Below are 17,072 nucleotides of genomic sequence, written 5' to 3'. Positions count from 1 at the left end.
GTCAGCTTTCGATTCCGGCGATCGCGCGGGCGAAGTCGCGTGCGGTGAAGGGCGCGAGATCGTCGACGCCTTCGCCGACCCCGATGAAATGCACCGGCAGCTTGAACTTCTCCGCGAGCGCCACCAGAATGCCGCCGCGCGCCGTGCCGTCGAGCTTAGTCATCACGAGACCGGTGACGCCGGCAGTGCGATGGAAGGCCTCGACCTGTGACAGCGCGTTCTGGCCGACGGTGGCATCGAGCACAAGCAGCACCGCATGCGGCGCGGTCGCATCCACCTTGCGGATCACGCGCACGACCTTCTCGAGCTCGTTCATCAGCTCGGCCTTGTTCTGCAGGCGGCCGGCGGTGTCGATCAGGAGCACGTCGATGTTCTGCTCCTTCGCCGCCGTCAGCGCGTTGAAGGCAAGGCTCGCCGAATCCGAGCCTTGCGCGCCGGCGATGACAGGCGTCTTCGTCCGCTCGCCCCAGACTTTCAGCTGCTCGATCGCCGCTGCGCGAAACGTGTCGCCGGCGGCGAGCATCACCTTGCGGCCTTCGGATGCAAATTTTTGCGAGAGCTTTCCGATCGTGGTGGTCTTGCCGGAGCCGTTGACGCCGACGACGAGGATGACGAACGGCTTCTTGGCCGTGTCGATCTCGAGCGGTTTTGCGACCGGCGCGAGCACCTTCTCGACCTCGGTCGCGACGACGTCCTTGACCTCGTCCGCCGAGATCGCCTTGTCGTAACGTCCCGCGCCGACGGCGTCGGCAATCCGCACCGCGACTTGCGTGCCGAGGTCGGCGCGCAGCAGCACATCCTCGATGTCGTCGAGCATGGCGCGATCGAGCTTGCGCTTGGTGACGAGGTCGGCGACCGCAGTCCCGAGCGAGGACGACGTGCGCTTCAGCCCGTTGGACAGGCGGCGCCACCAGCTCAGTTTGGGGGTGTCGGAGGTGGTATCGTTCATGGTGGCGTGTTAGCCGTTCCGGCCTGTAAACGAAAGTCTTGACCGAAAGTCGTTATCCTTGCTCGATGTTCCCGAATTGACATCAGACGAAATCCTGGCGCGCGTGCTTCATCGCGACGGGCTGATGCTGGTGATCGACAAGCCGGCCGGCCTGCCGGTGCATCGCGGCCCCAAGGGCGGGCCGAACCTGGAAGCCTCCTTCGACGCGCTGCGCTTCGGCCTGCCGCGGCCGCCGGTGCTGGCCCACCGGCTGGACAAGGACACCTCGGGGTGCCTCGTGCTCGGCCGGCATCGCAAGGCGACCGCATCGCTCGGCCTGCTGTTCAAGCACGGCAAGATCGGCAAGACCTACTGGACCGTGGTTGAGGGCGGCCCTGCCGAAGATGAAGGCACGATCGACATGCCGCTTGGCCGGCTCAATGCCGAACGCGGCTGGTGGCAGAAGCCCGACCCCGAAGGCCAGAAGGCCATCACCAACTGGAAGGTGATGGGCCGGGGCGACGGTTTCACCTGGCTCGCCATGGAACCGGTGACCGGGCGGACCCACCAATTGCGGGTGCATTCGGCCGCGAGCGGCTGGCCGATCTTCGGCGATAACATTTACGGCAACGGCCCGCGCTTCGGCGAGCCGAAGCTGCACCTGCATTCCCGCGAGATCGTGGTGCCGATCTCCCGGAACAAGGAACCGATCCGCGTGGTCGCTCCGGCCCCGCCGCATATGCATGAAAAGCTCAGGGCTTGCGGGTGGAACGGAGAGTAGACGCCGTCTTCGCCCGGTCCGGCCATGCTTTACCAAACCTTCAGCGCTCGCCTCTAATGATAACGGTTGCTTAGAAAAAGCTTCCGTAACCGCTCAGGACGAGCCGCGCGTGATGACCAAGGCCGGGCTATCGATCATCGACGAGGTCGAATCCGCGATTCGGATGGGCTCGCCGGAAAAGGGGCTGGAGACGGCCCGGCGCGTCACCGACCTGTTCCTGTCTTCCGCCGGCAATTTCGACGACGAGCAGATCGCGCTGTTCGACGACGTGCTCGAGCGCCTGATCGGCACCATCGAGCTGCGCGCCATCGCCGATATGGGCGCACGCGTGGCGCTCGCCGAGACCAGCGCGCAGCTCGCGCCGATCGCGCAGGCTCCGCCGTCCGTGATCCGCCGGCTCGCCAACAATGACGAGATCCGCATCGCCGGTCCCGTGCTGCAGGAATCCGCGCGTCTCGACGATGGCGAGCTGGTGAAGATCGCATCAGCCAAGGGCGAGCCGCATCTGCTCGCGGTCGCCGGCCGCTGGTGGCTGAAGGAGATCGTCACCGATGCGCTGCTGGCGCGCCGCTATCCCAGCGTCAGCCGGCGGCTCGCGGCCAATCCCGGCGCACGCGTCTCCGGAGGCGGATTTGCCATCATCGTCGGCCAGGCGGAAAGCGATCCGGAGCTCGCGGTCAGCGTCGGCGTCCGCGTCGATCTGCCATCGGAGCTGCGGCGCCAATTGCTGCGCTCGGCGACGGATGCCGTGCGCACCCGCCTATTGTCGCGCGCCCCGCCGCATCTGTTCGAAGAAATCCAGAGCGCGATCGCAGCCGTCACCGTGGGCGTCGCGCGCGAGATGTCAGGCGTTCGCGATTTCGAAGGCGCCAAGCGCGCGATTGCGAATCTCAAGGCGACCGGCCAGCTCGATGAGGCGACGTTGTTCGGCTTCGCCAGGCAGCGGCGCTATGAGGAGACGGTGGCGGCCCTAGCGGCGTTGTCCGGCTCGACCGTCGAGGTGATTCGCCCGCTGATGCAGAGTCTCCGCGAGGACGGTCTGCTGGTGCCGTGCAAGGCCGCGCAGCTCAGCTGGGAGACGACCGTGGCCGTGCTCGAAAGCCGCTTCGCGACAGGTGCGATGAAGCCCGCGGACATCGCCAGGGCGCAGGGCCATTTTGCGAGAATGACCACAGAGAACGCACGGCGCACGCTGCGGTTCTGGCAGGTGCGGGCATCGTAAGGCTCTTCCCCTCTCCCTTGTGGGAGAGGGTGGCTCGCCGCGATAGCGGCGAGACGGGTGAGGGGTATCTCTCCGCGCGTAACTCTCTCTCAATGCGAGTGCGCGGAGACAACCCCTCATCCGGCGCTTCGCGCCACCTTCTCCCACAACAAGGGGAGAAGGGAAGAAAGCAGCTACCTATATGGTCAGCCGCCCGCCGTCACTGCCGGCGATCCTCAGCCGCACAACACTTCCCACCCGCTTGCCCGCGATAGCCACCGGCAGATAGTGCTCCGTGCGGCCCTGCCCGTCGCTCTCGATCAGCACATCGCGCGTCGCGCCCACTTCGGCTTGCAGCCGCCGCCGCAGTGCCACTTCGCCGGCGGCCCGCAGCCGTTTCGCACGCGCCTTGATCGCTGCCCCCGCAACCTGCGGCATCCGCGCGGCCGGTGTGCCGGGACGCGGGGAGTAGGGGAAGACGTGCAGGAAGGTCAGGCCACATTCTTCGACCAGATCGAGCGAGCGCGAAAACATCTCCTCGGTCTCGGTCGGGAAGCCCGCGATGATGTCGGCGCCGAAGGCGACGTCCGGGCGCAGCCGGCGGACCTGGTCGCAGAACGCGATGGCGTCCTGGCGCGAATGCCGCCGCTTCATGCGCTTCAGAATCATATCGTCGCCGGACTGTAGCGACAGGTGCAGATGCGGCATCAGGCGCGCATCATCGGCGATGGCATCGAGCAGATCGCTATCGGCCTCAATCGAATCGATCGACGAGATGCGCAGGCGCTTCAGCTCCGGTACATGCCGCAGGATCTGCTTGGTCAACATGCCGAGCTTCGGCGCGCCGGGCAGGTCGGTGCCATAGCTGGTGAGATCGACGCCGGTCAGCACGATCTCGGCATGGCCGCGTTCGACCAGCGCCCGCACCTGCTCGACCACTGCGCCCATCGGCACCGAGCGCGAATTGCCGCGGCCGAACGGGATGATGCAGAAAGTGCAGCGATGATCGCAGCCGTTCTGCACCTGCACGAACACGCGCGGCAGACCGCTGGCATAGCCTTCGACGAGATGCGGCGCCATCTCCCTGATAGCCATGATGTCGCTGACGGCGATCTTCTCGCTGGCACCAAGATCGAAAGCGTTGCGCGTCTCCTGCCATGCAGACGAACGCATCTTGTCGTCATTGCCGACGACGCGATCGACCTCGGCCATGTCGGCGAACATCTGGCTTTGCGTCTGCGCCGCGCAGCCGGTGACGACGATGCGCGCACCGGGCCGCTCTCGCTTCAATTTGCGGATCGACTGGCGCGCCTGCGCCACCGCCTCGTTGGTGACGGCGCAGCTGTTGATGACGATGGTATCGGAAAGGCCTGCGCCCTCCGCTTTGCTGCGGATCACCTCGGCCTCGAAGGCGTTGAGGCGGCAGCCGAAGGTGACGATGTCGATGGCCATCAGGCGACCGGCGCGAACAGCGCCGGATCGAAGGTGCCCTCGTATTCCAAGGTCGCGGTGCCCGTCATCAGCACATGGTCGTCGCGCTCGCGCCATTCGATGCCGAGCTTGCCGCCGGGCAATGTGATCTCGACCTTGCGCTCGGCGCGCTTCAGCCGCGCGGCGGCGACGGCCGTGGCACAGGCCGCCGAACCGCACGCCTTGGTCAGGCCTGCGCCGCGCTCCCAGGTGCGGATCGTGATGTGCTCGCGGTCGACGATATGGGCGAGAGTGATGTTGGCGCGCTCCGGGAAGATCGGATGATTTTCCAAGAGCGGACCGAAGCGGCCGAGATCATAGGCGTTGACGTCCTCGACCCAGAACACCGCATGCGGATTGCCCATGCTCACGACGGAGGGCGAATGCAGGATCGGATTGTCGATCGGCCCGATCTGCAATTCGATGTAGCGGGTATCGCGAAACTCTTCCGCCAGCGGAATGTCCTGCCAGCCGAACTTTGGCGCGCCCATGTCGACCGTGTAGAGATCGGCCGCTGGACCTTGCCATGCATTGAGCAGGCCCGCGGTGGTCTCGAACGTCGCGGTAGCCTGCCCGGTCTTCTCGAAGATGCGGCGGACCACGCAGCGCATGCCGTTGCCGCAGGCGCCTGCCTCGGAGCCGTCGTTATTGTAGATGCTGATGAAGGCCTCGGTGCCGTCGAGCCGCGGCTTCTGCAGGACCATGAGCTGATCGTAGGGCACGCCGCCCTGCGCCGACGCCACCGCGCGAGCATCGTCCGGCGTCACCCGGCCTGCGGAATCGCGCATGTCGACAACGACGATCTCGTTGCCGATGCCGTTCATCTTGGCAAATGCGTGGTTGGCCAGCGCGCTCATGAAAATTCCCGAATTTCGCCTGCCTTATATGGCGATCCTCGGCCGCTTGGCCAGAGATTTGCGCCGGTGCCGAGACGTCTGCCATGACGCATCTGTCATGGGACGAATTCAGCGCTCGCGTGTTAGAACGGCGCGGTTCGCGCGAACCGGGACGCGCGGCCGGGCTAAAGCCGGATTTAGGCCTTGGTGGGCAAGGTCTTGGTGCCCAAGGTCTTGGGGAGAATAAAATGATTGGGTTTCGTCGTCTCGCTCTGGCCGCGCTGATCCCGGCAGCGGTCTTGTCGCTTGGCCTGTCATTGGGCCTGCCCGAGGTTCTGGCGCAAACCCCGAACCCGGCGCCTGCCGCGTCGGTCAGCCCCTCGCCGGCCCCGGCGGCCTCGCCCGCCCCGGCGGCAAGCGCCTCGCCGGCACCCGTACCTGCCCCCTTGGCGACACCCTCGCCAGCGGCCAGCGCCTCCCCCGCTCCTTCAGCAGCGCCCTCACCCGCGGCCAGTGCCTCACCCAGCCCGACGGCTCCACCGCCCGCCGCGGCCGCCACTCCTGCCCCGGTGCAGACCGCCGATCCCTTTGGCCTCGATACCATGCTCGAGGCCAAGAAGGTCGTGATGGTCAAGGGCACGGCCAATTGGGACTCCGCCTTCGACACGCTGATCGACGCCTTCAAGGCCCTGAACACGCTCTTGGACAAGCAAGGCATCAAGCCAACAGGCAATTCGATGATCGTCTACACCTCGACCGACGACACCGGCTTCACCTTCCTTGCCGAGATCCCGGTCGAGCAGGATCCCAAGAACCTGCCCAAGGACATGAGCATCGGCAAATCGCCTGAAGGCAAGGCGCTGAAATTCGTCCATCGCGGCTCCTACGACAACATGGACAACACCTATGAGGCGATCACCAATCACCTCGACGACAAGAAGCTGGAAGCCAAGGACACCTTCATCGAGGAGTACCTCACCGATCCCCTGAAGACGGCGGAGGACAAGCTCGTGATCAATGTTTTCGTGCCGCTGAAGTGAGACTGATGCAAAAGCCTTCCCTACTCGCCGCCGTTTTCGCCACCGCCCTGCTGACCGCCCCCGCACGCGCCGACGATTTTCCGTCCGCCATTACGGTGAGCGGCGAGGCCATGATTTCCGCGGCGACCGATCTCGCGCACATCGATGCCGGCGTCGCCAACGACGCCAAGACGGCGAAGGAAGCCTCCGATGCCAACAACGCCGCGATGGGCAAGGTGCTGCTGGCGCTGAAGGGCGCAGGGATCGCCGAGAAGGATTATCAGACCTCGCGCCTGTCGCTGCAGCCGCAATACGGCCAGAATAAATCCACCGGCGCCTCGCCCGTGGTCGGCTTCCGCGCGAGCAATCGCGTCACCGTGAAGATTCGCGACGTGACCAAGGTGGCCGGCATCATCGACACGCTGGTCAGCGCCGGCGCCAACGACATTGGCAATATCTCGTTCGAGGTGACGCAGGCGTCAAAGCTGCTCGACGACGCTCGCGAGCAGGCGGTGGCGGACGCCCGCCGCAAGGCGGAGATCTACGCCAAGGCCACCGGAGTCACGCTGGGCGCGCCGCTCAATGTGTCGGAGGGCGGCGCCCCAGTGCCGCTGTTCAAGGCGCGGATGGCGACGGCCCCGATGGCTGCGCCGGCTGCCGTCGCGCCGGGTGAGGAGACGCTGTCGGTGACGGTGAATGTGAGCTGGGCGATCAAGCCGAAAGAGCAGTAAGCCTCGTGCCCCGGACGCGCTGCAGCGTGAAACGCTGCTGCGCAGAGCCGGGACCCCGAAAGGCTGCACGGTACAGCATGGCCGCATAGGCCCCGGCTCAGCAGCGCATCGTCGAACAGACGCTGCGCTGCGTCCGGGGCACGAGAGGTGTGTGCGGAGAGACCTAAATCTCCACCACCTGTCCGGGCTGCATCGCAACGAACCGCTCCTGCGGAATCTTCGCGACATCGAGGGCCTCGACCAGCGCCTTGGCTGGCGCGTCGATTGCTTCGTCGGTGAGCTGGAACGTGCCGTGGTGATGCCCGAGCGCGGCCTCGGCGCCGCAATCGGCCAGCGCCTTCACGGCGTCTTCGGGATTCATGTGCTGGTCACGCATGAACCAGCGCGGCTCGTAGGCACCGATCGGAAGAATCGCAAGACGGAGGGGCCCGTGCTTCTCAGCGACACGGCGGAAGTACCTGCCATCGCCATAGCCGGAATCGCAGACGACGTAGATCTTGCCGGCCGGCGTCTCCAATACGAAACTCGCCCACAGCGCCTTGTTGCGGTCGAACAGGCCGCGCGCGGTCCAGTGCCGGGTCGGCACCAGATGCACGGCGACGCCTTCGCCGAGTTCGACACGGTCGTGCCAGTCGAACGCTTCGACCTTGATGGTGGGATCGGCGCTGCGCATCGTGACGTCGTTGCCGAGCGGGGTGACCACGCGCGGAGCGAAATTCTTGGTGAGCCGCGACAGCGTCGCGATATCCAGATGATCGTAGTGCCCGTGCGAGACCAGCACGACATCGATCTTCGGCAGCTTCTCAAAGGCGATGCCGGGATCGTTGTGCCGCTTCGGTCCGGCCCACGCGACCGGCGAGACCCGCATCGACCAGACAGGATCGATGAGGATGTTGAGACCGCCCGTTTGGATCAGCCAGCTGGCGTGGCCGACGAAGGAGAGCCGCACCTTGTCACCGTCGACACACTCCGGCGGGGTGTCGGCATGGGGACTGGGAGCCCAGTCCGGCCATTTCGCGCGCTGCCGACCGCCGCCGAACTGCCAGCGCAGAACCTCTCGAAGCGATTTCGGCGGCGCCCCGTCCGGATCGAAGAAGTGCAAGCCGTTGAAATGGTCGGAGGCGGGGCCGTCATAGGTTTTCATGCTGGACATCCAGAAGGAGGGGACGCCGACCAGAGCACCGGCTCCGGCAAGCAGTCCGAGTAGGCGGCGGCGGGTGACCGGCACGGCAGGCTACCAGAGATGATCGGGACGGTAAGGCATCCCCGGCTATATGGGCCGGCCTGGCGGAAAAGGAACCCGTCGCCAAAAGGGTCACATTTTCAGTATCTTGCCCTACCAAAGGCACGCCGGCACCCTAACTTTCCTTGACTTTTGGGCGTGAGCGGCGTTTAACCCCGCCACTTTCTCGGAAAGGCTTTCTTTTCGACCCGCCGACCGGCCCTTGAGGCCGGAGGTCAACGCCCGACAGCGCTGTGCGCCCTCGGGCGCAAAGGTGTTTGGAAGATTGCTTATCCAAGGAAGTGGTCATCGCCCGACTTGCTCGGGCGATCCAGTATTCCAGAGGCGGCTTGGCGAGAACCGAGAAGCCGCGGCGTACTGGATGCCCTGGTCAAGCCGGGGCATGACAGCGGAGAGCAACGGAGCGCTCCTCCCATTCGGGGGGACAGCAACAGGACAACGGCATTGTTCGACAATCTGTCGGAACGGCTTGGTGGCATTCTCGATCGTCTGACGGGGCGCGGTGCGCTGACCGAAAAGGACGTCGACGCCGCGATGCGCGAAGTGCGCCGCGCGCTGCTCGAGGCCGACGTCGCGCTCGAGGTGGTGCGCAGCTTCACCGAACGCGTCCGCGAGCAGGCGATCGGCGCCACCGTCGTCAAATCGGTCACCCCCGGCCAGATGGTGGTCAAGATCGTCCATGACGAGCTGATCAACACGCTCGGCGCCGAAGGCCAGAGCATCGACGTCAATGCCGTGCCGCCGGTGCCGATCATGATGGTTGGTCTGCAGGGCTCCGGTAAGACCACCACCACTGCCAAGCTCGCCCGCCGTCTGGTCCAGCGCGACAAGCGCAAGGTGCTGATGGCCTCGCTCGACGTCTACCGTCCGGCGGCGATGGAGCAGCTGGCCGTGCTCGGCCGCGACCTCGACATTCCGACCCTGCCGATCGTGGCGGGGCAGCAGCCGCCGCAGATTGCCAAGCGCGCGCTGGAAGCCGGCAAGCTCGGCGGCTACGACATCGTGCTGCTCGACACCGCCGGCCGCACCACGCTCGACGAAGAGATGATGGCGGAGGCGGCGGCGATCAAAACCGCAGCCAATCCGCACGAAGTGCTGCTGGTTGCGGACTCGCTCACCGGCCAGGACGCCGTGAACCTCGCGCGCTCGTTCGATCAGCGCGTGGGCCTCACCGGCATCGTGCTGACCCGCGTCGACGGCGACGGCCGCGGCGGCGCCGCGCTGTCGATGCGCGCGGTCACCGGCAAGCCGATCAAGCTGATCGGCACCGGCGAAAAGACCGATGCGCTAGAGGACTTCCATCCTGATCGTATCGCCGGCCGCATTCTCGGCATGGGTGACGTGGTCTCGCTGGTAGAGCGTGCCGCCGCCAACATCGATGCCGAGAAGGCCGCGCGCACCGCCGAGCGCATGCGCAAGGGTCAGTTCGACCTCAACGACATGCGCGAGCAGCTGTTGCAGATGTCCAACATGGGCGGCATCAGCGGGCTGATGGGCATGATGCCCGGCATCTCCAAGATGAAGAACCAGATCGCCGCGGCCGGCATCGACGACAAGATCCTGAAGCGCCAGGTCGCGATCATCGATTCCATGACGCGCGAGGAGCGCCGTCATCCGGACCTGCTCAAGGCCAGCCGCAAGAAGCGCATCGCCGCCGGCAGCGGCCAGAGCGTCGAGCACGTCAACAAGCTCTTGAAGATGCACCGGAACATGGCCGACGTGATGAAGGCCATGGGCTCGGGCAAGCGCGGCCCGCTCGCCGGCATCGCGCAGGCGATGGGCTTTGGCGGCGGCATGAAGATGCCCTCGCCGGAAGAGATGAAGGCGCTGCAGGAGAAGATGCAGAGCGGCGGCGGACAAGGCCTGCCCAACCTGCCGAAGGATCTGCCGCCTGGTCTTCGCACCGGCCTGCCGAACCTTCCTGGTCTGACCGGGCTGAGCGGCAAGCCAACGCTGCCGGGCCTCGGCGGTTTTCCGGGCAAGAAGAAATGAGGAATTCGTCGCGGGGGATCGCAACAGGCCTCACGTGACGCGGAATACCAATCAACCGAACAAAACGTACTTTGAAGGAGAACTGAATGTCCGTCGTTATCCGCCTCGCTCGCGCAGGCACCAAGAAGCGTCCCGTCTATCACGTCGTCGTTGCCGACTCGCGCTTTCCGCGCGATGGCCGCTTCATCGAGCGTCTCGGCTATTTCAATCCACTGCTGCCGAAGGACAACGAGACCCGCCTCAAGCTCGACATGGAGAAGGTGAAGGCCTGGCTCGCCAAGGGCGCGCAGCCGTCGGACCGCGTGGCGCGTTTCCTCGACGCTGCCGGCGTCAAGAAGCGCGAAGCGCGCAACAACCCTGAGAAGGCCGTGCCGCGCAAGGAGCGCAAGGCGCAGGCCGAAGCCGCCGCCAAGGGCTAAGGCTAAGACATGTCGGCGCTGGTCTGCGTCGCGCGGATCGGCGCCGCGCATGGTGTGCGCGGTGCGGTCAAGCTATGGACCTTCACCGAAGATCCGTTTGCCATCAGGCGCTACGGGCCGCTGCTGTCCAAGGACGGCAAGCGCCAGTTCGAGGTCGCAACGGCGCGCGAGGCGAAAGATCATCTGGTCGCGACGTTCAAGGACGTCACGACCCGCGATGAAGCCGAGCGCCTCAACGGTATCGAGCTCTACGTTCCGCGCGAAAAGCTGCCCGCGACGGACGAGGACGAATATTACCACACCGATCTGATCGGACTCGCCGCCGTCACCACGGATGGTGAGCCGCTCGGCCGCGTGCTCGCGATCCATAATTTCGGCGCCGGCGACATCATCGAGATCGCGCCCCTCAAGGGCGCGACGATGCTGCTGCCGTTCTCCAACGCGGTGGTGCCGGAGGTCGACGTCAAGGGCGGACGCGTCGTGATCGCGCTGCCGCAGGAGATCGAGGGCGACGACGGGGACGAAGCTCTCGCTCCGAGTCGACCCCGCGAAAGCGGGGACCCATAACCACAAGCCGTGGTTTTTGGCTAAGCTGGAGGCTCCAACCATCGCAAAACTGGCTGCGGTGGTTATGGGTCCCTGATCTGCGCGCGCTTGAGGCGCACTTATCCGGGACGACGAGAACTGAGATCGAATGACCAATCCCTCACCTTGGCGCGCGACGGTGCTGACGCTGTTTCCGGAGATGTTTCCGGGACCGCTCGGCGTGAGCCTAGCCGGCCGGGCGCTGGCCGCCGGGCTGTGGCAGCTCGAGGCGCGCGATATACGGGCCTCAGCCACCGATCGCCACCGCAGCGTCGATGACACCCCGGCCGGCGGCGGCCCGGGCATGGTGCTGCGGGCGGACGTTCTGGCCGCCGCCATCGATGCCGCGGAGATCGGGCCTGAGCGGCCGCGCCTGCTGATGAGCCCGCGTGGTCGGCCGTTGACCCAGGCCCGGGTGGCCGAGCTCGCCCAGGGCCCCGGGCCCCTGATCGTCTGCGGACGGTTCGAGGGGGTGGACCAGCGGGTGATCGATGGGCGCGGCCTAGAGGAGGTCTCGATCGGCGATTACGTCCTGTCCGGGGGTGAAATCGCGGCCCTGGCCCTGATCGACGCCTGTGTGCGGCTCCTGCCGGGCGTCATGGGCAAGGAGGCCTCGGGAACCGAGGAAAGCTTCTCTGACGGACTGCTCGAATATCCTCAATACACCCGCCCGCAGCTGTTCGAGGGGGTTCCGATCCCTGCCGTCCTCACCTCGGGCGACCACGCCAAGGTGGCGGCCTGGCGGCGGGCCGAATCCGAGACCCTGACGGCGGCCCGACGGCCGGATTTATGGGCTCAAATCCCAGTCAAGGCCCCGAATCGGGCCGGCCGCCAAAAAACGCCAAAAAACAAGACAGACGGGTGACAAACGCTCCGGCTTGCCTTATAGGAGCGGCCAAATCCGCAATGGCTGGATAGACGAATTTCGCGCAGCCCCCGTTTTAAAGGCTGGGCGCGCCGATGGAGATTTACCCATGAACCTGATCAAGCAGCTCGAACAAGAGCAATTCGACAAGCTGTCCGCCGGCAAGGACATCCCGGAATTCGGCCCCGGCGACACCGTGATCGTCAACGTGAAGGTCGTCGAAGGCGACCGCACCCGCGTGCAGGCCTATGAGGGCGTCTGCATCGGCCGTTCGGGCGGCGGTCTCAACGAGAGCTTCACCGTCCGCAAGATCTCCTATGGCGAGGGCGTGGAGCGCGTGTTCCCCGTGATGTCGCCGATGATCGACTCGATCAAGGTGGTGCGCCGCGGCAAGGTGCGTCGCGCCAAGCTCTATTACCTCCGCAATCTCCGCGGCAAGTCGGCCCGCATCGTCGAGAAGCAGGACCGCGCTGCTGCCGTCGGCGAGTAAGCTTCGCCACCAGGCGAGTTTTTCGAAAGCGCGGGGCTCGGCTCCGCGCTTTTTTGTTGCGTCTGCCGTGCGCGTCAAACTACTCGCGCTTCCAAATCGGCCTGCTATATATTCCTAGAATGTTTCCAGATCTGACCAGCTTCGCTCCCGTCCAGCGCATCGTCATCGATGATCGCTCGCGGCTGCCTGGCCGGTTCTTCGGACGCTTCGCGACCTCGGCAACATCAGAGCTTACGCGCGCAGCCTAAAAGCTGCGCTGACGATTTTGTTGCCCGCGCGCCAGGGCGCGCTATCCGCTTACACAACATTCCCGGAGCTGAAGCTCATGTCCAAGCCGACCACCCTGTACGACAAGATCTGGAACGACCATCTGGTGCACGAAGCCGAGGACGGCACCTGCCTGCTCTATATCGATCGCCACCTGGTGCACGAGGTGACCTCGCCGCAGGCGTTCGAAGGCCTGCGCGCAACGGGGCGGAAGGTCCATGCCCCCGAGAAGACGCTCGCCGTCGTCGACCACAACGTGCCGACCACCGACCGCACCATGCCGAATCCGGATCCTGAGAGCATCGAGCAGATCAAGGCGCTGGCGGAGAACGCCAGGGAATTCGGCATCGAATATTACAACGAGTTCGACAAGCGCCAGGGCATCGTCCACGTCATTGGCCCCGAGCAGGGCTTTACGCTGCCCGGCACCACCATCGTCTGCGGTGACAGCCACACCTCGACGCATGGCGCGTTCGGCGCGCTCGCGCACGGCATCGGCACGTCCGAGGTCGAGCACGTGCTGGCGACGCAGACGCTGATCCAGAAGAAGGCGAAGAACATGCGCGTCACCGTCGACGGCAAATTGCCTGACGGCGTGACCGGCAAGGACATCATCCTCGCCATCATCGGCGAGATCGGCACCGCGGGCGGCACCGGCTACGTGCTGGAATATGCGGGCGAAGCGATCCGGGCGCTCTCGATGGAAGGCCGCATGACGGTCTGTAACATGTCGATCGAAGGCGGCGCCCGCGCCGGCCTGGTCGCGCCCGACCAGAAGGCTTTCGACTTCCTGCGCGACCGGCCGAAGTCGCCGAAGGGCGCGGCCTGGGATGCGGCAATGCGCTACTGGGAGAAGCTGCGCTCCGACGAAGGCGCGCATTTCGATCACGAGCTGCGCCTCGATGCTGCAAAATTGCCGCCGATCGTGACCTGGGGCACCTCGCCTGAAGACGTCATCTCGGTGACCGGCATCGTGCCTGACCCCGACAAGATCGAGGACGAGGCCAAGCGCATCTCCAAGCATCGCGCGCTGAAATACATGGGCCTGACCGCAGGCACGAAGATCACCGACATCAAGCTCGACCGCGTCTTCATCGGCTCCTGCACCAACGGCCGCATCGAAGACTTACGCGCGGCGGCGAAGATTGCTGAAGGCAAGACCGTTTCAGCGAACGTCAACGCCATGGTCGTGCCGGGCTCCGGCATCGTGAAGGAGCAGGCCGAGGCTGAAGGTCTGGACAAGATCTTCATCAAGGCCGGGTTCGAATGGCGCGAGCCGGGCTGCTCGATGTGCCTTGCGATGAACCCGGACAAGCTGAAGCCGGAAGAGCGCTGCGCCTCGACCTCGAACCGCAACTTCGAGGGCCGCCAGGGCTTCAAGGGCCGCACGCATCTGGTGTCGCCGGCGATGGCGGCGGCAGCGGCGATCGCGGGTCACTTCGTCGATGTCAGGGACTGGCGCTAAGCCAATTCCTGCAATTGTAGCGATCGCGGCAAAACGCCGTTAAGCGCCCACAACGACACTGCGTCTTCGCGACGATCTCGCGAGGACGCAAGCCATGGCCAACAAGCCTGAATATGTCGACCTGATCAGCGAAGCGACGCGCCAGCACCGGCGGCGCGCGACGCCGCTTCGCATCGTCGCCAAGCCCGAGGTCGAGGAGACCTCGAAGCTCAGCCGGTGGCCGCCGGCGATGTTTCGGCAGTGGAAGCTCGAGAACCTGATGCGGTGGAGGGCTTCGTCTTGGAAGCTGAAGGATTGACTTTAGGCCATCCAACACCGACGTCATTCCGGGATGGCGCGTGAGCGCCAGACCCGGAATCTCGAGATTCTCAGGTGCGCGATTACGCACCATAGTTCGATGCTGCGCATCGCCCCGGAATGACGGCCCTAACTCACATCACCAATAGTACCGGTACGGATAGTGCCAGCGGGGCCAGCGGCAGACGCGGCGCGGGCCGTAATAGGTCCAGATGATCCGGCAGCGGCGCGGATAGTGGTAGTAGGGATAATAGCCACCGACATAATAGCGACGATGGAAGTGCCGATAGCCGAAGTGCGGACGGTGATGGGCCCAGTGCCGGTGATAGCCGCCATAGCCGCCGTACCGGAAACCGCCATAGCGATAGCCGCCGACATGACCGCGGAAAGCAGGCGCGGCACGGAAGCCACCAATATGACCGCCATGGAATCCACCACCGCGGAAACCGCCGATATGTCTTCCGCCATGGAAGCCACCGCCGCGAAAACCTCCTCCATGAAAGCCGCCACCATGTCCGCCGCCGCCGTGACGAACCTGCGTGACGAGATCGTCGGTCGCAGCCTTCGTCGCGGGTGACGTCGCCGGATTGATCAAGGTGAGTGCTTCAGCGCGCCACGCGGTGCCGGCCGACAGCATCAGCGTCGCGGCGGCCGCGATCCCGAGCACGCGCATCGGGCGAGCCCGACGACCCAACATCCTCAGCATGGAGTCCTCCCTGAATCTGGACAGCAGAGCTGGACGCGACGTCTCGGCCGCGCCATCGCTGTTCAATTACGGTCGCTCCCAAGATTAAATTGCGGATAGCGATGTGAACGCGCCATGAATGAACGACACTGGGCTCCGCGATGCGACGCAGTGCCGCTATGGGAAGGAATTTTGCAGATGACTGTCTACGCGATTGCGCAATTGAAGATGACGGAACGCGCGGCATATGACCGCTATCAGGCGCGGTTCTTCGACGTGTTCAGAAAATACAACGGGCGGCTGCTCGCCGCCGACGAACATCCGCGCGTGCTCGAAGGCGCATGGCCGCATGACAAGATTGTCATGATGTCGTTTCCCGATGAGGCCACATTCCTCGCCTTCTCGAACTCGCCCGAGTACGAAGAGATCTCGCGTGATCGGAAAGCCGGCGCGCAGGCGACCGTGCTGCTGGTCAGAGGATTTACGCCCGCGGGCTAGCGCGTCCAGAACGGCCCGTAGCCGAACACGAAAGGTGCCGGCACGCCGTAGGGATAGGGACGGTAGTAGACGGGCCGCGCGTAATAGCGTGGATCACGGCGTGCAGCAGGCCGCACCATGTCGTGGGTTCGCGCGTGTCGTCGCACATCGAAAACCGCGATCCCCGCCGAGGCCTCCGGCACGGTCGCCCTTCGCGCCGCAGAAGCGCTAGGCACGCCGGCGGAGAACACGACGGCAATAGCCAATGCAATCCATCGCGCCATCACAACCCTCACGAGGCCACCGCGCTGTTCGCTGGCGCAGACATTGAACTGGTCAGCCCCGGCGCCAGTAGCAGCTCACGCGCGGCACGATCACCGTGCCGCTCGGCCGGTACTCCTGCACATAGGTCGCGTTGCACACGCGGACTGCGTCGGGGCCGGGATTGTAGCGTGGATAGACGCCGTCGGGGCTGTAATAGGGCGTGACGCGCAGGCGCGCCGGGGGTCGCTTGCGTGGCGGGGGCATATCGTCAGGCGGAACCGCCTGGGCGAGGCGAATCTCGGGGCCGGCAGTCTGGGCTTCCGCGCCGACGCAAAACTGCGAAAACAACCCCATGCACAGTAGCGTCAGCGCTGTTTTCGCTCGCATTTTTCCGCCCACCTGAAACGTCCCATTGACGGCCCCACGCTCCCCGTTTTAACGGCGCCCGTCAACCTCGCCGCGCTTATAATGCCAGATGCATCGCCGCGGAACCCGCGCTAAGAGGGATGCATGTGGACGGAATTGAAAGCGCCCTCGCTGGCCGAGATGGAAGCGATGGCTCACGATGTGTTCGAGCGCCTGCCGGGCGAATTTCGCAAGCTCTGCGAGGGCGTGATTGTCCGCGTCGACGACTTCCCGACCGAGGAGGTCCTGGACGAGATGGACTGCGAGAGCGAGTTCGACCTGCTCGGCCTGTTCCAGGGCGTCGGCTTGCCGCAGCAGAGTCTTGGCGACGTGGCGCGGCTGCCCAACATGGTCTGGCTCTACCGCCGGCCGATCCTGGATTATTGGGCCGAGCACGACGAAAGCCTCGGCCATATCGTCCGCCACGTCCTGATCCACGAGATCGGCCATCATTTTGGTCTGTCGGACGATGATATGGCCGCGATCGAGGCCAAGGCAGAGTAGAGCGGGATCGAGCCGCAACGGCAGTGCGCTCCCTCCCCCGCTTGCGGGGGAGGGTTGGGGAGAGGGTGTCTCCACAACGGGACACTCCCCAGAGGAGAGAGCCCTCACCCGCGCCTCCGGCGCGACCTCTCCCGCACGCGGGAGAGGT

20 protein-coding genes are annotated in these 17,072 nt (G+C 65.2%); 13 read left to right on the top strand and 7 right to left on the bottom strand.

Going from position 1 to position 17,072, the window contains the following annotated elements; all coding sequences use genetic code 11:
• Nucleotide 1 precedes the first annotated feature (1 nt).
• Nucleotides 2-949: a signal recognition particle-docking protein FtsY gene (ftsY, locus tag P6U29_RS01825; protein ID WP_407116064.1), complete on the bottom strand. Its 948-nt coding sequence runs from the start codon at nucleotides 947-949 to the stop codon at nucleotides 2-4.
• A 58-nt stretch (nucleotides 950-1,007) separates the two neighbouring features.
• Here ftsY and P6U29_RS01820 point away from each other — a divergent pair, with 58 nt between their 5' ends.
• Both P6U29_RS01820 and P6U29_RS01815 read left to right on the top strand, forming a co-directional pair.
• Nucleotides 1,008-1,709, top strand: coding sequence for an RluA family pseudouridine synthase (locus tag P6U29_RS01820; protein WP_407116063.1), 702 nt, complete (start codon nucleotides 1,008-1,010; stop codon nucleotides 1,707-1,709).
• A gap of 112 nt (nucleotides 1,710-1,821) precedes the next feature.
• The gene (locus P6U29_RS01815; RefSeq protein WP_407119578.1) at nucleotides 1,822-2,931 is read left to right on the top strand and encodes a DUF2336 domain-containing protein; all 1,110 of its coding nucleotides are present in this window, start codon (nucleotides 1,822-1,824) and stop codon (nucleotides 2,929-2,931) included.
• 177 nt (nucleotides 2,932-3,108) lie between these two features.
• Here the strand turns inward: P6U29_RS01815 and mtaB are convergent, their stop codons facing one another.
• Both mtaB and dapF read right to left on the bottom strand, forming a co-directional pair.
• A complete protein-coding gene (mtaB, locus tag P6U29_RS01810; protein WP_407116062.1) occupies nucleotides 3,109-4,362 on the bottom strand; it encodes a tRNA (N(6)-L-threonylcarbamoyladenosine(37)-C(2))-methylthiotransferase MtaB in 1,254 nt (417 codons plus the stop codon).
• On the bottom strand, nucleotides 4,362-5,237 hold the full coding sequence (dapF, locus tag P6U29_RS01805) for a diaminopimelate epimerase (RefSeq protein ID WP_407116061.1): 876 nt from the start codon (nucleotides 5,235-5,237) through the stop codon (nucleotides 4,362-4,364). The genes mtaB and dapF overlap by 1 nt, the downstream gene beginning before the upstream one ends.
• 227 nt (nucleotides 5,238-5,464) lie before the next feature.
• Between dapF and P6U29_RS01800 the strand changes: the two genes are divergently transcribed.
• Nucleotides 5,465-6,256: a GyrI-like domain-containing protein gene (locus P6U29_RS01800; RefSeq protein ID WP_407116060.1), complete on the top strand. Its 792-nt coding sequence runs from the start codon at nucleotides 5,465-5,467 to the stop codon at nucleotides 6,254-6,256.
• Between the two features lie 5 nt (nucleotides 6,257-6,261).
• Nucleotides 6,262-6,966: an SIMPL domain-containing protein gene (locus tag P6U29_RS01795; protein ID WP_407116059.1), complete on the top strand. Its 705-nt coding sequence runs from the start codon at nucleotides 6,262-6,264 to the stop codon at nucleotides 6,964-6,966.
• Between the two features lie 163 nt (nucleotides 6,967-7,129).
• Here P6U29_RS01795 and P6U29_RS01790 read toward each other — a convergent pair whose 3' ends face one another.
• Nucleotides 7,130-8,194 (bottom strand): MBL fold metallo-hydrolase, encoded by a 1,065-nt coding sequence (locus tag P6U29_RS01790; protein ID WP_407116058.1) that lies wholly within the window; start codon nucleotides 8,192-8,194, stop codon nucleotides 7,130-7,132.
• Nucleotides 8,195-8,653: 459 nt separating this feature from the next.
• Here P6U29_RS01790 and ffh point away from each other — a divergent pair, with 459 nt between their 5' ends.
• The 7 genes from ffh (at nucleotide 8,654) to P6U29_RS01755 (ending at nucleotide 14,590) form a co-directional block, all read left to right on the top strand.
• Nucleotides 8,654-10,201, top strand: coding sequence for a signal recognition particle protein (gene ffh / locus P6U29_RS01785; protein WP_407116057.1), 1,548 nt, complete (start codon nucleotides 8,654-8,656; stop codon nucleotides 10,199-10,201).
• 86 nt (nucleotides 10,202-10,287) lie between these two features.
• Nucleotides 10,288-10,620: a 30S ribosomal protein S16 gene (gene rpsP, locus P6U29_RS01780; protein ID WP_028133302.1), complete on the top strand. Its 333-nt coding sequence runs from the start codon at nucleotides 10,288-10,290 to the stop codon at nucleotides 10,618-10,620.
• Nucleotides 10,621-10,629: 9 nt separating this feature from the next.
• Complete coding sequence (gene rimM / locus P6U29_RS01775) at nucleotides 10,630-11,187, top strand: ribosome maturation factor RimM (protein ID WP_407116056.1); 558 nt, start codon at nucleotides 10,630-10,632, stop codon at nucleotides 11,185-11,187.
• Nucleotides 11,188-11,314: 127 nt separating this feature from the next.
• Entirely contained in the window at nucleotides 11,315-12,070 is a 756-nt protein-coding gene (gene trmD, locus P6U29_RS01770; RefSeq protein ID WP_407116055.1) for a tRNA (guanosine(37)-N1)-methyltransferase TrmD, read from the top strand.
• A gap of 109 nt (nucleotides 12,071-12,179) precedes the next feature.
• Complete coding sequence (gene rplS / locus P6U29_RS01765; RefSeq protein WP_027573014.1) at nucleotides 12,180-12,560, top strand: 50S ribosomal protein L19; 381 nt, start codon at nucleotides 12,180-12,182, stop codon at nucleotides 12,558-12,560.
• 325 nt (nucleotides 12,561-12,885) lie between these two features.
• Complete coding sequence (gene leuC / locus P6U29_RS01760; protein WP_407116054.1) at nucleotides 12,886-14,292, top strand: 3-isopropylmalate dehydratase large subunit; 1,407 nt, start codon at nucleotides 12,886-12,888, stop codon at nucleotides 14,290-14,292.
• 94 nt (nucleotides 14,293-14,386) lie between these two features.
• Nucleotides 14,387-14,590: a hypothetical protein gene (locus P6U29_RS01755; protein WP_407116053.1), complete on the top strand. Its 204-nt coding sequence runs from the start codon at nucleotides 14,387-14,389 to the stop codon at nucleotides 14,588-14,590.
• Between the two features lie 138 nt (nucleotides 14,591-14,728).
• Here the strand turns inward: P6U29_RS01755 and P6U29_RS01750 are convergent, their stop codons facing one another.
• Nucleotides 14,729-15,295 carry a hypothetical protein gene (locus tag P6U29_RS01750; protein WP_407116052.1) on the bottom strand — a complete coding sequence of 189 codons (567 nt, stop codon included), beginning with the start codon at nucleotides 15,293-15,295 and terminating at the stop codon, nucleotides 14,729-14,731.
• 177 nt (nucleotides 15,296-15,472) lie between these two features.
• On the opposite strand from P6U29_RS01750, the gene P6U29_RS01745 reads away from it, so the two are divergent.
• Nucleotides 15,473-15,772 (top strand): DUF1330 domain-containing protein, encoded by a 300-nt coding sequence (locus P6U29_RS01745; protein WP_407116051.1) that lies wholly within the window; start codon nucleotides 15,473-15,475, stop codon nucleotides 15,770-15,772.
• Here the strand turns inward: P6U29_RS01745 and P6U29_RS01740 are convergent.
• Nucleotides 15,769-16,035 (bottom strand): hypothetical protein, encoded by a 267-nt coding sequence (locus tag P6U29_RS01740; protein WP_407116050.1) that lies wholly within the window; start codon nucleotides 16,033-16,035, stop codon nucleotides 15,769-15,771. The genes P6U29_RS01745 and P6U29_RS01740 overlap by 4 nt on opposite strands.
• A 52-nt stretch (nucleotides 16,036-16,087) precedes the next feature.
• On the bottom strand, nucleotides 16,088-16,369 hold the full coding sequence (locus P6U29_RS01735) for a hypothetical protein (RefSeq protein WP_167407270.1): 282 nt from the start codon (nucleotides 16,367-16,369) through the stop codon (nucleotides 16,088-16,090).
• 156 nt (nucleotides 16,370-16,525) lie between these two features.
• On the opposite strand from P6U29_RS01735, the gene P6U29_RS01730 reads away from it, so the two are divergent.
• Nucleotides 16,526-16,924, top strand: coding sequence for a metallopeptidase family protein (locus P6U29_RS01730; RefSeq protein WP_407116049.1), 399 nt, complete (start codon nucleotides 16,526-16,528; stop codon nucleotides 16,922-16,924).
• The last annotated feature ends 148 nt before the right edge of the window (nucleotides 16,925-17,072 follow it).

This window comes from Bradyrhizobium sp. LMG 9283, assembly GCF_045571415.1.
In the GTDB taxonomy this organism is placed as follows: Bacteria; Pseudomonadota; Alphaproteobacteria; order Rhizobiales; family Xanthobacteraceae; genus Bradyrhizobium.
Note: the sequence above shows the minus strand (reverse complement) of the source record. Positions and strands in the feature narration are given on the sequence as shown.

Coding starts and splice junctions, on each gene's coding strand:
- ftsY (WP_407116064.1), bottom strand. CDS start 949: ATGAACGATACCACCTCCGACACCCCCAAACTGAGCTGGTGGCGCCGC.
- P6U29_RS01815 (WP_407119578.1), top strand. CDS start 1,822: ATGACCAAGGCCGGGCTATCGATCATCGACGAGGTCGAATCCGCGATT.
- mtaB (WP_407116062.1), bottom strand. CDS start 4,362: ATGGCCATCGACATCGTCACCTTCGGCTGCCGCCTCAACGCCTTCGAG.
- dapF (WP_407116061.1), bottom strand. CDS start 5,237: ATGAGCGCGCTGGCCAACCACGCATTTGCCAAGATGAACGGCATCGGC.
- P6U29_RS01800 (WP_407116060.1), top strand. CDS start 5,465: ATGATTGGGTTTCGTCGTCTCGCTCTGGCCGCGCTGATCCCGGCAGCG.
- P6U29_RS01795 (WP_407116059.1), top strand. CDS start 6,262: ATGCAAAAGCCTTCCCTACTCGCCGCCGTTTTCGCCACCGCCCTGCTG.
- rpsP (WP_028133302.1), top strand. CDS start 10,288: ATGTCCGTCGTTATCCGCCTCGCTCGCGCAGGCACCAAGAAGCGTCCC.
- rimM (WP_407116056.1), top strand. CDS start 10,630: ATGTCGGCGCTGGTCTGCGTCGCGCGGATCGGCGCCGCGCATGGTGTG.
- trmD (WP_407116055.1), top strand. CDS start 11,315: ATGACCAATCCCTCACCTTGGCGCGCGACGGTGCTGACGCTGTTTCCG.
- rplS (WP_027573014.1), top strand. CDS start 12,180: ATGAACCTGATCAAGCAGCTCGAACAAGAGCAATTCGACAAGCTGTCC.
- leuC (WP_407116054.1), top strand. CDS start 12,886: ATGTCCAAGCCGACCACCCTGTACGACAAGATCTGGAACGACCATCTG.
- P6U29_RS01755 (WP_407116053.1), top strand. CDS start 14,387: ATGGCCAACAAGCCTGAATATGTCGACCTGATCAGCGAAGCGACGCGC.
- P6U29_RS01750 (WP_407116052.1), bottom strand. CDS start 15,295: ATGCTGAGGATGTTGGGTCGTCGGGCTCGCCCGATGCGCGTGCTCGGG.
- P6U29_RS01745 (WP_407116051.1), top strand. CDS start 15,473: ATGACTGTCTACGCGATTGCGCAATTGAAGATGACGGAACGCGCGGCA.
- P6U29_RS01740 (WP_407116050.1), bottom strand. CDS start 16,035: ATGGCGCGATGGATTGCATTGGCTATTGCCGTCGTGTTCTCCGCCGGC.
- P6U29_RS01735 (WP_167407270.1), bottom strand. CDS start 16,369: ATGGGGTTGTTTTCGCAGTTTTGCGTCGGCGCGGAAGCCCAGACTGCC.
- P6U29_RS01730 (WP_407116049.1), top strand. CDS start 16,526: ATGTGGACGGAATTGAAAGCGCCCTCGCTGGCCGAGATGGAAGCGATG.